This window comes from Streptomyces sp. NPDC053542, from assembly GCF_044544685.1.
GTDB lineage: Bacteria > Actinomycetota > Actinomycetes > Streptomycetales > Streptomycetaceae > Streptomyces.
The window spans coordinates 134,012-146,801 of sequence record NZ_JBITXL010000009.1 but is presented as its reverse complement, the minus strand read 5'-3'; the positions used below and the strand labels follow the sequence as shown (position 1 = coordinate 146,801).

The 12,790-nt window shown below is 68.9% G+C and carries 7 protein-coding genes; 5 read left to right on the top strand and 2 right to left on the bottom strand.

Annotated elements, in window-relative coordinates; genetic code table 11:
- Nucleotides 1-48: 48 nt before the first annotated feature.
- Nucleotides 49-1,212 carry a DUF418 domain-containing protein gene (locus ACIGXO_RS25125; protein WP_399790996.1) on the bottom strand — a complete coding sequence of 388 codons (1,164 nt, stop codon included), beginning with the start codon at nt 1,210-1,212 and terminating at the stop codon, nt 49-51.
- A gap of 703 nt (nt 1,213-1,915) precedes the next feature.
- Here ACIGXO_RS25125 and ACIGXO_RS25120 point away from each other — a divergent pair.
- Nucleotides 1,916-3,613 (top strand): hypothetical protein, encoded by a 1,698-nt coding sequence (locus ACIGXO_RS25120; RefSeq protein ID WP_399790993.1) that lies wholly within the window; start codon nt 1,916-1,918, stop codon nt 3,611-3,613.
- Between the two features lie 21 nt (nt 3,614-3,634).
- A complete protein-coding gene (locus tag ACIGXO_RS25115) occupies nt 3,635-7,147 on the top strand; it encodes a hypothetical protein (protein WP_399790990.1) in 3,513 nt (1,170 codons plus the stop codon).
- Nucleotides 7,148-7,223: 76 nt separating this feature from the next.
- Here the strand turns inward: ACIGXO_RS25115 and ACIGXO_RS25110 are convergent, their stop codons facing one another.
- A complete protein-coding gene (locus tag ACIGXO_RS25110; protein ID WP_399790987.1) occupies nt 7,224-8,090 on the bottom strand; it encodes a PhzF family phenazine biosynthesis isomerase in 867 nt (288 codons plus the stop codon).
- A gap of 91 nt (nt 8,091-8,181) precedes the next feature.
- On the opposite strand from ACIGXO_RS25110, the gene ACIGXO_RS25105 reads away from it, so the two are divergent.
- From ACIGXO_RS25105 to ACIGXO_RS25095, 3 genes are all read left to right on the top strand, one after another.
- Complete coding sequence (locus ACIGXO_RS25105; protein ID WP_399790984.1) at nt 8,182-9,069, top strand: LysR family transcriptional regulator; 888 nt, start codon at nt 8,182-8,184, stop codon at nt 9,067-9,069.
- Between the two features lie 228 nt (nt 9,070-9,297).
- Entirely contained in the window at nt 9,298-11,352 is a 2,055-nt protein-coding gene (locus ACIGXO_RS25100) for a bifunctional polysaccharide deacetylase/glycosyltransferase family 2 protein (RefSeq protein WP_399791561.1), read from the top strand.
- Nucleotides 11,353-11,460: 108 nt separating this feature from the next.
- The gene (locus tag ACIGXO_RS25095; protein ID WP_399790980.1) at nt 11,461-12,543 is read left to right on the top strand and encodes an LCP family protein; all 1,083 of its coding nucleotides are present in this window, start codon (nt 11,461-11,463) and stop codon (nt 12,541-12,543) included.
- The last annotated feature ends 247 nt before the right edge of the window (nt 12,544-12,790 follow it).

The following is a 12,790-nucleotide window of genomic DNA, read 5'->3' as shown; positions in this document are numbered from 1 at the left end:
CGGATCGAGACAGCCCCGGGCTGTCCGCCCTGCCACCCGGCTGCCCGATCACTTGATCAGACGGGCCGGCTTGGTGGCGGTGTGCAGGAGGTACTCGAGTGGGCCGCGTGGGAACAGTCGGGACCACACCACCGCGAACGCCATCGCGGCGGCCGAGAATCCGAGGAGCACCAGTAGCGAACTGGGCAGGTCATCGCCCCAGAACAGCCAGATCGCGAGGATCTGCAGGACATACGTCGTCAGCGCCATCGTGCCTACCGCGATCACCGGGGCGGCCAGGCGCCGGACGTGGGGCAGCCGGTCGAGGGCGATGAGGCACACCGCCAGGACGGCGAGGGCCACGCCGGTGTTGCCCACGATGGACGGCGTGGTCTCGCTGTGCGGCGCCGCCACCAGCAGCCACTCGCGGAACGGATGGATGGGGTCGCCGACGGTGTCGGACCACCAGGCCGAGGAGGGCGAGGGCCCGTCCGTCCCCCTGCCGAGGGCGGCATAGCCGTGCGGCACCAGGTGCAGGGCCAGCCAGGATCCTCCGTAACCGAGCACCGCCAGTGCGCCACCGGTCACGGCCAACCGCACGCGTACCGCGTACCGGCCGAGGTCGAGCCGCCCCACCGCCATTCCCGCCAACAGGAACGGCAACCACGTCAGAACCGGGTACGAGCCGGTGAAAAGCAGGTCGAGGAGGCCGTCGGCGCCGCTGATCCGGGTGAGCGGATCGTAGGAGCTCACGGTGTCGCCCCAGGACCCCTCTTCGAGGGAAATCCTTATCGCGTACAGGATTTGAGGTGCCAGCAGGGCGGTGGTGGCGGCGATGGTGGCGAGCAACGAGGCGCGCAGCCGGTACAGCGGCAGGACGAAGAAGAATGCCAGCCCGTAGTAGGCGAGGATCACATTGACCGGAGTGTCCAGAACGGAGAGCGCGGTCCCCACAACAAGCAGGACGACGGCGCGAATCAGGATCCTTCCCACCGCCTGACGGCCCGCACGGCCGGTCCTCGGCCGCGGACGGCCCGTGATGAGGGTCAGGGAAAAGCCGGCCAGCAGGGCGAACAACGCGGAGGACCGGCCGGTGGCCAGTTCGCAGATGAAGCCGGTCACCCCACCACGGTCCGGATCCGGACCCACGTGCGTGGCGTACATGCCCAGTACGGCCAGGCCCCGGGCGCAGTCGACGCCGGTCAGTCGGCGAGTGGTGGGCGGAGCAGCCATCGTCGAGGGCGGTGGCCCCGGGCTGGGTAACTCTTCCGTGGGTGGAACGTGCGGGCGTGGTGCTGAGGAGGAAGACACGATGCCCCTTCTGCGGTCGACGGTCGGCGTCGGCGGCCGGGGCCTGCATCGCTGACGCAGGCTCCGGTGGTATGGGGTGAACGGTGGACAAGTTCAACGCCGTTGGCCCCAAGGCCGTCGCCCCCCCGCAGCCCGACAGTACGGGCGTGGGGATGCCGTCCACAGAGCCAAGCTACTACGCAACGTAGACGTTCGTGTCATGGCAACCAGCGAATCGACACGTCGGCCGTGTCGGCGCGTGAGTCGCCGCGGCACTTAAGCATGAGCGAGCGCACCACGCATACCGTCACCACCGTGCGTTCCGCGCCGCCGATGTCCTCACCGCGGCCTTCGGCTGGAGCGGCCTCACGCGTGGGTACGCGCAACAGGTACGCCGACTCGCCGAGATGGCCGCGGACGACCGGGCAGCCCTGAAACACGACGTGCTTGACGGCCGTTGGCCGCGGCAGTATTTTTCCTTCACATTTAGGCAACGGGAAGGCTGGTACGGGAGAGTACCGGCGGGCGCGGTTTTTCCGAGCGGTTTCCCCTTATCGCGCGCCTCCCTTTTCCCTCGTTTCTCTGGGTTGCACCGCGATAATTCCACACACCGTGGTCTCCATTTATCCGCACAAGGTCGTGACCCATGAGTGCGAGTTCTTCCGATCTCTCATCGGTGAAGTACGGCTACGACTTCGTCGTGGCCACCACGCAGGCCAGCATCAACGCGACCATGAAGCTGTTCCTCTCCGGTCTCACCGAGCCGGAGGTGACGGTCTGTTACATAGCGGACGACCAGGGCAAGCCGGTCGAGATCGACTACGACCAGCTCAAGAAGCTCGCCAACGGCTCCGATCCGTTCGCCGTGGCGGCCACGGCGGACCCGACCACCGATCCTGATCTGCGCAATCTGATCAACGCCCGGTTCATGATGGGATTCCGCGCGCAGATCGGCCTACCGCCCGGAATCGCCCCCGACAAGGTGCCGGACATCGTGACGCTCGGCAGTGACACCTCCAGCGTCGTGTACAACCTGCTCTGCTCGGAATTCACCGTGGTCGAGCTCAATCCCGGGGGCGGGTACTCTCCTCCGACGTGGCTCAGCCAGTCCCAGCCGCCCGGCAGCCCGTGGGTTTTCACATCCAAGGTCGACCTCCGGCTCTCTGCCGTCGATCAGAGCGCCTACAGCCGGCTGCCGGTTCCCGTGCAGCAGCAGATCAAGAGGCTCGGTCCGGGCGCATTCAGCGTCCAACAACTGCTGTTCGACCTCGACAACGCGGCGCTCGAGACCACTCCAGCGATATCCGGCGTGACGCCCGGAACGACGCTGTACATGGTGCTGGAACAGTCTTTCCTGGGCGCCTATTTCGCGCAGCAGAAGAAGAACGGGGAGCCGCTGCTCGGTTGTGTGATCCAGCAGTCCGGCGCGCCGACCTCCACGCTCACCGTCACCGACCTCGACATGGAGGTATCGCCGTTCCTGGACGGCAACGGCAGGACGATCGTCGATCCGACGCCCGACCAGCGGAACCTGGCCACGCTGAGCTACCTGTGTGCGGCCGACGGCGATCCGCTGCCGGTGGCCGTGCCCTTCGGCTGGAACTGGATCGAGGCGGCCGAGGAGACGGACTGCGACGGCGTGGTGGCGATCAACCGGGCCACCCTCGCCAACTACTTCCGGAACCGGCTGGCGGGTTATGTCGCCACCAACTGCTACCGGCCGTCGGTCAGCGTGACGTACGACTGGGGGAGCGCGCAGACCAACTATGCCTGGAACATGGCCCGTGGTCAGAACCCCACGGTGACCACCCCGGCGACGGGCCCGACGGTGCTGACCTTCCACTACGACGCGGACGCCGCCGACCAGGCCGGCCTCAACGGCGACCTCGGCCAACTGGAGCTGCACCCGTCCTACGACGTCACCGTCACCTTCTCCGGCAACACCATCACGGTGGTCCAGCACCTGGTCATCTACCTGCGCGTCCAGTCCCTGGCCACCTCGACGAGCGGCAATGTCGTGAACGTCACCGTCACCGACACCTACACCCTCGCGGTGGCACAGGACGGCCGGCTCGCGGCCACGCTGAGCACCAACCGGCAGGACACCTCCCAGAACCCCGCGGTCGACCCCTTCCTCAACTTCTGGACCGAGGTGAACACCATCATTTCCGCGGTCGAGGGCTGGTTGCGGAACGTCACCTCCACGAACCTGCAGGACATCCCGGTGTCCGTGGTGCAGAACTTCGTGTTCCCCGGCGGCCGGACCTTCGCCTTCAAGTCCGCGCAGTTCTCGGACTTCGGCGACCTGGTTTCGCACATCACCTACACCGACCCCACCAGCTGAGCGAGCGACGGGAGGGGACCGATGAGTGGCTACGCCCTGAGCTGCTCCAGCGAGCTCATGCAGAACTACGTACAGGCCGAAGTCCTTGCACCGGACGCCAAGTTCGAGGCCCTGCAGACCCAGGACGGCACCTCCCTGCTGTTCTCCATCGGGACCGACGACGTGCTGTACCTGACCAAGGAGGTCCCCGCCACGAGCAGCGGCTGGGAGCGCTCGGACCTCAGCAGCGCACAGCTCCGCGCCGACTTCCCCGGCCGGACCGGAGTCGGCTGCAAGGACTTCGCCTCGGCCCAGGCCGTCTCCGCCGCCCCGGCCTCCGTCCACCTGGCGATGGTCCTGGCCGACGAGGAGAACGACCACCTGTACCTGAGCCTGGCCAACTCGGACACGGACACCTCCTGGAGCGCCGCGCCGTCGTGGACGGCGTACCCCTTCGACGACCCGGCGCACCGGCCTGCCCAGGTGAAGATCGCCGGAGTGCTCATCAGCGAGGCGAGCGACGCCGAGTACATCGTCGTGGACATCCTCCGCGACCCGGCCAGTGCCGATCCGCTCGTCTTCCGCTACTACATCGACCCCGCCAAGACCGGCGGTTACGCCTGGCACCCGCACGACCTCGCCATCGACCTGGAGGCCGGGCAGTACTCCAGCTGCCTGGGCCGGCGGGTCGGCCAGTACGTCGACGGCCTCTACACCATCGGGCAGGTGGCCGGCGCCCCTCAGTTCCAGTACCAACCGCTCTACAACGTGTTCGACCCGAGCATCCCGCCCTCCCCGAGCCTGTACTCGCTGCCCGACGGGGCGGTTCCGGAGGCCATCGCAGCCTGCCGCAACCCGGACAACAGCTCGGATCTGTACATCACGGCCGGCGGAACGCTGTACTACCTGAGCAGCCACCACCAGCAGAACGGGGCCATAGCCCGCCCGCTGCTGCACAACCCTCGGTTCATCGGGGTGCGCCGGCTGTTCGCGGCGAGCGGCGCGGGCACGGTGATGGTCTGGGGCCTCAACGCGAACAACGAGGTCTTCTACACCACCTGCGCGCTCGCCCGGCTGACGTCGGGCCCGCCGGTCTGGAGCGTCCCACTGCCCATCCTCACCGGCGCCGAGCAGATCGCGCCATACCTCGACCGCGCCAACAGCGCCAACACCTTCTTCGCACACACCGGGCCCAACCGGCTGGTGAAGGCGGTCAAGTCACCCGACACCGGAATGTGGTCGCTCTGGAACGTGACTCTGGAGCCGGCCGACACCACCGCGCCCGCGCAGAGCTTCGACTCCTACACCACGCGCATTCAGGTGAGCGACACCACTACCGGGCAGCCGGCCGCGGACGTGCCGGTGACCCTCACCGCGGCCAACATCACCGCCGTGCACATCAACTACCTCTACTACGTGCTCGGTCCGACCCCGGTGCAGGTGACGACCGACGCGCTGGGCGTGGTGACGATCGTCGAACCGGTGCGGACGATCACGGGGACCCGGCTGGCCGCCGCCGTCGGCGGGGTACAGACCGACATCAACCCCATGGACCATGCCTTCACCAAGGCGGCCGCGCTGACCACCCCGGCCATGCTGTCCGCGGCCACCATCACCTACCGCGACGGGACGACCAGGAAGCTGGTACCGGCCGACACCACCCCCGCCGTACTGCAGGCCGTGGCCGCCGGCAACAGCCAACTCGCCCATGCGTACGCCAACTTGTCACCCTGGTCTCCGGCACCGGCACCGGCGGTCGGCGCCACCGCGGCGGCTGCCCCACGGGCGCCGACGGCGCCGGCGGCCACCTCCCTCGCCGCGTTCGATGCCCTGCTCGTGGACACCGGCGACCTCTTCTCGTGGCTCACCGATGAGGGAGCCGAGGGCACCGGCTTCCTCGTGCGGCTGATACAGGACGGCGCCACCCAGCTGTGGAACTTCTTCGTCACCGTTGGCGGGCAGGCATACCAGTGCGTGCTCAACTCGGTGGAGGCCGTGGTCTCCGCGGCACAGTGGTTGTACTCCGCCCTCAAGGCGACCGCCGAAGACATCATCAAGTACCTGGAGTACGCCTTCGACTGGTCCGCCATCACCCGCACCCAGCGCATCCTGGCCAACCTGACCAAGGTGTACCTCGACCATCAGGTGGGACAGATCGAGGACTTCAAGGGTGAGTTCGACCAGCTGATCGCCAACCTGGAGAAGGCGGTCGACAACTGGGCAGGAGTGGGCGACTGGTCAGGGCTCGGCGCGGACGGCAACGCGACCCCGAACGGCCTGGCCACCCCGCTCCCCCAGCAGAGCGCCCCCGGCTCCCTGCTCGCCCACCACCTGCAGTACAACGCTTCGGCGCTCACCACGCTCCAGCCCGCCCCGGAGTTGAGCCCCGACCCCAACCCCATCAGCGTCCTGCTGGCGGCCATCGAGCGCGAGGGGCAGACGATCGGCGACACCGTCGCCCGGCTGCAGGCGCTGGCGGCGGACTTCGCGACCACTCCCCTGCTGACCACCCTTCAGAACCTCGTCGCGCTCCTCTCCGACCTGGTGCTGGAGAGCGCCCGGAACGTGGTCGACGCGCTCTTCGACGTGCTGTACGACATCGCGCGCGCGGCCCTCACGGTGCTGGACACCCCCGTCCACGTCCCGGTGGTGTCGGACATCCTCGGTGCGTTCGGGGTGGACCAGGTCTCCTGTCTCGACCTGGCGTGCTGGGTCAGTGCCGTGCCGGTGACGGTTGCCTACGCGCTCGGCCAGGGCGAGGAGCCCTTCCCCGACAACGCGGACACCGACTTCCTGATCGACGTGTCGGACTACGACACCCTGCTCAACGCCTTTCAGCAGCAGCCGGCCGGCGTGGAGTCCGCCGACGCGGTGTCCACCACTGCGGAGTCCGCCGGCGCGGAGTCCGTCAGCGCTTCGGCGGTCTCGGCCGACACCGCGCTCGTCATACACGTCATCGGCCACTCCGTGTCCGGAACCTGCTCGTGGCTCGGCGGCATGGTCCTGCAGCCCTTGGAGGCGGAGCAACCCACCGGGGACAACGAGTTCGCCGTCCTGTCCGCGGCCACGAGCATAGTCGGCGGGGTCTCCGGAGGGCTGGCCAACATCCTGGCCGACACGTTCGCGCCCAACGACCCCATCCAGAACCGCTACGTCTCGGCACTCAGCACCATCACAGCGGGGGTACGCATCCTGTGCAAGGTGATCTTCTGCGGGCCGCTCCAGAAGAGGTTCAGGGACTCCGCGAGGTTCGGCAGGCTCTACGTGGCGAACGGGCGCGGGGTGGGTGCCGTCGTCGACGCCGTCCTCGTCGTCCCGCGCCTGTTCTGCACCGGCTACCACTTCTACGAACTCGCGAACGAGCCCGAGGATCTCGCACGCACCCGGGCCATCGTGGACGAGATCAGCACCATCACCAACAACGTCGCCCGCATCTCCTACGCGGTGGCCGTCAACTCGCCCGACCCGGAGACCAAGGAGGTGCCGATCGCCATCATGGTCAGGGCGAACTTCCTCACCGGCGGGCTCCAGTACTACGAGGCCCACGTCCACTGAGCACTGCGGGGGCCGCAAACCTGGAAAACCTGTCCAAGCGGCGTAGTGACACCTGTGATGGACCACGGTCCCGTGGTCATCGTTGTGACAGTACGACGGCGTGGCCCGTGACGCGTACGCGAGTGTGGTGGGGGTTCACCTCGACGGTCAGGTCGCTGGGCCGTCCCATGTCCTCGCCCTGGCGGATGGTGAGCACACCGGCCGTGGGCGCCAGGCCGAGCGTACGCAGGTAGCCTCCGAACGCGGCGGCGGCTGCTCCGGTGGCGGGGTCTTCGGTGACGCCGCCGACGGGGAACGGGTCCCGCGCGTGGAAGTGGTCCTCGTTCTCGCGCCAGACCAGGTGCACCGTTGTCCAGCCGTAGGTCCGCATGACACCGGCGAGGGCCTCGAAGTCGTAGTCGAGGTCGGCCAGTCGGGCCCGGGAGGCGGCGGCGAGTATCAGGTGCTCGTTGCCGGCGAAGGCCACATGCGGCGGCAGCGCCGCGTCGAGGTCGGCCCTGTCCCACCGCAGCGCCGAGAGTGCGGCGTCCACCTCGGCGGCCAGCGCCGGGCGGGACCGGGTGGGGACGCTGGTGAGTGTCGCCCGCACGGCGCCGTCGTCATCGGCCGTGGTTTCCACGTTGATCTCGCCGGCCGGGGTGTCGAAGACCAGCTCGCCGGGGCCGTGTCGTTCGGCGAGCGCCACCGCCGTGGCGACGGTGGCGTGTCCGCAGAAGGCGACCTCGGCGAGGGGGCTGAAGTAGCGGAGTGTGAACCGGCGCCGCTTCTCGTCCCCGAAGGTGACGAAGGCGGTCTCGGAGTACCCGACTTCGGCGGCGATCGCGAGCATCTGCTGCTCGCTCAGTGGGGCGGCATCGAGAACGACACCGGCCGGGTTTCCGCCGCCGGGGTGCGAGGTGAACGCCGCGTAGCGCAGGACGGTGACAGCCGTGGAGAAGGTCATGGCTTCATGCTGCCGCTCATTTCGCATTAGCACCAACGATGGTTTTGCATGCGATCGATCGAATACCGTGATGGCTTGCTAGCATCCGGGCATGGACACCCGGCTGCTGCAGACCTTCACCGCACTCGCCAGGGCGGGCAGCTTCACCGGTGCCGCTGCCGAGTTGCAGCTCGCGCAGTCCACGGTCACTGTGCAGATCAAGGCCCTGGAGAAGGCGTTGGGTACCCGGCTTTTCGACCGGCTCGCCAGAGGCGCGCTGCTCACCGAGGCCGGCCGACGCATGCTTCCGCTGGCCGAGGAAGTCCTGGAGGCCGAGTCACGCTTGTTGGCGACCGCCACCGAGGACGGCCCGGTGACCGGGACGGTGGTGCTCGGCGCGGGCGAGACCCTGTGCTCGGCGCACCTGCCGGCCGTGATCGCCGCACTGCGCAGCCGTCACCCGGAGGTGGAAGTGCACCTGCAGCCGTGCGGCACTGCTTCCGCCGTGGAGGGGCTGCGGGCGGGGGCGCTGGACTGCGCTCTGCTGCTGGAGGAGCAGGTCGACCACCCGGACCTCACGGCTCAACGCATCGCCGCTCAGCCCTTGGTCCTGCTGTGCGCTCCCAGCCACCCCCTGGCCGGCGCCGAAGAGCCCGTCACCTGGCCGGAGTTGGCGCGGGAAGACTTCTTCCTCCACGAGGAGGGCTGTTCCTACAGCGACTGGCTCGCTCAGCGCCTGCTGGCGGTGGTCGGTGCCCGGCCCCGGCTGACGCGATTCGGCGGCATCGAAGCCACTCGCTCCTGCGTGGCAGCCGGGCTGGGGCTGACCATTCTCCCTCGCGCCAACGTCGCCGAAGCCGTACGGGATGGCCGCCTCACAGTGGTACCCGGCCCCGCCCTGCCCGACGTCTCCGTCCACTTGGCGCGCCACCGCCGCCGCCATCCTTCCCGCGCGGCGCGCGCCGTGACGTCCCAAGTCGTACGCCACTTCCGTAGGTAGCTGAGCGGCCCCGCACGGGGGGCGCAGTGGTGCGTAAACCACGCTTTCGCCGCCTGCCCCGATTGCTCCATGAGTACACTCGCCCACCATGCGTAAGGCCAGTCGGTACACCAGTCGGTACCCAAGACGGCAGAAAGACCATGCGGTGACCGGCAGTTCGGCCAGGTCGTGAGGCGCCGCTCGAACCGGGGCCGGCATGCGCAGGTCCGTGCCCCGCGCGGGCACTGGATGCTGCTGGTCCTCGTGCTGCCTGTGATGTTCGGCGCCCTGCTCTTCGAGGGCTGGACCACCCACGAGGTCGATGCCGCGAAGACCCGGCGCGACTGCACCACACCCGTGCCGCGGGCCGTGGCCCAGGGCGGCCCGGTCGTGCGCCTCAACGGCGGTACGGTGCAGTCCGCCGCGATGCCCGCCCGTACGGTGGCGCTCACCTACGACGGCGGGCCCGATCCCGTATGGACTCCGCGCCTGCTCGACCTGTTGCACCGTCATCACGCGCACGCCACCTTCTTCCTGCGCGGCGCCGAGGCGGCCGAACGCCCGGACCTGGTACGGCGGATACGCGCCGAGGGCCATGAGATCGGATCCAACACCTACACCGGCGCCGCCATGGGCGAGGCATCACCGCTGCGCGCCCAACTGGAGCTGTCGCTCACGCAGCAGGCGCTGGCCGGCTCCGCGGGCATCAATACCCGGCTGCTGCGCATGCCGCTGACCAGCGCGGTGGACACGATGTGCGGCCCCGAGTGGCGGGCGGCGCGGGACGCCGCCGCGCAGGGGTACACGCTGGTCGCCGCCGACCGGTGGTTCCGCAAGCCGGCGCGGGGCGTGATCCGGCAGTACGCGCAGAACCGTACCGCGTACGAGGAAACGGAGAAGCTGCTGGACGACCGGAACGTGAGCGTGAAGGAGTTCACCACGGTGACGGCCGGGGCCGGGCTGCCCCGGGCCGAGCGCCCCGTCTCCGTCCTGGAACGGTGGCAGGGCAAGGGCCTGATCTGGGCCAAGGCCCTCGGCCACGCGTTCGTGCGCATCATGACCTGGGTCCTCGTGATCGCCGGCGCGCTGGGCGTACTGCGGCTGGCGCTGCTCGTCCTCTTCGCCCGAACCCACGTCCGGCGGCTGACACGGTTCCGCCCGGGTGCGCCCCGGCTGCGGGAGGTCACAGCACCGGTGACCGTTCTCGTACCCGCTTACAACGAAGAGGCGGGCATCGAGTCGACCGTCCGGTCGCTGCTCGCCTCCTCGCACCGGCAGCTGCAGGTCATCGTGGTCGATGACGGTTCGACGGACCGGACTGCGGATCTCGCCACCTGGATCGACGATCCCCGCGTACAAGTGATCCGCCAGGCCAACGCGGGGAAGGCCGCCGCCCTCAACACCGGCCTGGCTCATGCGAGATGCGGCATCGTGGTCATGGTCGACGCCGACACCGTCTTCGAGCCGGATGCCATCCACCGGCTCATCCAGCCGCTCGCGCACGCGGCGGTGGGTGCGGTCAGCGGTAACACCAAGGTCGGCAACCGGCGCGGCCTGCTGGGCAGATGGCAGCACCTGGAGTACGTCTTCGGGTTCAACCTGGACCGCCGGATGTTCGAGGTGCTGGAGTGCATGCCGACGGTGCCCGGCGCCATCGGTGCCTTTCGGCTGGACGCGCTGATGGGCGTCGGCGGGGTCAGCGCGGACACCCTCGCCGAGGACACCGACCTCACCATGGCGCTGTGGGAGGCCGGTTGGCGGGTGGTCTACGAGGAGAGCGCCATCGCCTGGACCGAGGTGCCCACCTCGCTGCGCCAGTTGTGGCGGCAGCGGTACCGCTGGTGTTACGGCACGCTGCAGGCCATGTGGAAGCACCGCCGTGCGACGGTCGAGGTGGGCCCCGCCGGGCGGTTCGGCCGCCGCGGGCTGAGTTATCTCACGCTCTTCCAGGTCGCCCTGCCCCTGCTCGCGCCGGTGGTCGATGTGTTCGCGCTGTACGGGGCGCTCTTCCGCAGCCCTGTGCAGTCGGCCGGGGTATGGCTGGCGTTCCTCGTCCTTCAGCTGGCCGTGGCGGGGTACGCGCTGCGGCTGGACGGGGAGCGGGTGCGGGCGCTGTGGTCGATGCCGTTCCAGCTCTTCGTCTACCGGCAGTTGATGTACCTGGTGGTCATTCAGTCCGTAGTGGCGTTCCTGCTCGGTACCCGGCTGAAGTGGCAGCGCATGCATCGGTCGGGCACCGCCGCCGAGCAGATCGGCGAGCAGTTCGGGCGGCCGGTCGCGTACGGGAGCCGGAGCCTCCCTTGACGCCCGGCCCCCGATGGCGCCCGGTCGCCGTAGCACAACCACCGTGTCATTCCGGGAGGATCTCCGGAAGATCTGGTGCGGAGCCTCTGAAGGTACACACTGCCCTCCATGAATGATCGGTTGGACGGGTGGCCCGACGGACGTCACAGTCCTCACAGTCCGCACGGCTCTCAGTACGGGCCCGCCCCGGCCCGCCGCAGCCGTCGGCGCCGGTTCGCCCGGACGGCGGTCCTCCTGGCCGGCGTGCTGCTGCTGACCGCCTGCGGTACGTACATCTGGGCCGACACCAGGCTCAGCCGCGACGTCGACCTCGGCGGGATCGCGGACCGTCCGCCGCGGGGCCGGGGAACCAACTACCTGATCGTGGGCTCCGACAGCCGTGCGGGCCTGACCGACCGGGCCAAGAGGGAACTGCACACCGGCGGTCCGGCCGACGCGGGCCGCCGCACCGACTCGATGATCCTGCTGCACACCGGCGCGCACGGCACCACGATGGTGAGCCTGCCACGCGACTCGTGGGTGACCATCCCGTCGTACATCCGCCCCGATACGGGCATGCACTACCGCGCGTCGAAGAACAAACTCAACGCGGCGTTCTCGTTCGGCGGCCCCGACCTCCTCGTCCGCACCATCGAGCACAACACGGGGCTGCGCATCGATCACTACACGGAGATCGGCTTCGCGGGTTTCGTGGGCATCGTGGACGCGGTCGGCGGCGTACGGATGTGCGTGGACAGGGACATCAAGGACGAGAAGTCGGGGCTGGACCTGAAGAAGGGCTGCCATACGCTCGACGGCCGCGGGGCCCTCGCGTTCGTCCGCCAGCGCCACCAGGAGGCCCGGGGCGACCTGGGGCGCAGCCGGAACCAGCAGAGGTTCCTGTCCGCGCTGGCCGACAAGGCCGCCACTCCCCACACCCTCCTCAATCCGTCGAAGGTCTACCCGACCATCAGGGCGGGACTGGACACGCTCATCGTGGACAAGAACACGGACCTACGGACCCTCACCGCACTGTTCGAGGCGATGAAGGGCGTCACGGCCGGCAACGGCAAGCGCCTCACCGTCCCCGTGTCCAGCCTCGGCTTCCAGACCGCCAAGGGCAGCGCCGTGAAGTGGGACCTGCCGCAGGCGAAGAAACTCTTCAGCGAACTGCGGGACGACCGGCCGGTGACCGCCGCCGGAGGTAGCTGAGCCGACCGGCCGACGGGCGGCGACATTCACCGGGGTCGCTCCGAGAGCGCGAGTGAACACGCCGGCCAGAACGCGGGTGCCATCGCATCCGGCGGACGTACGGCTCGCGAAGTGATCGAAAGCCTTCCGCATACCGCTGCCCAACGCGAGGCAGACACGGCATGATGCGCGAGGACGCCACATACACCCCAGCAGCCGCAACAACTGTACGCCGCCACATCGCGCCGTAACCGAAGGCGAAAGGTTC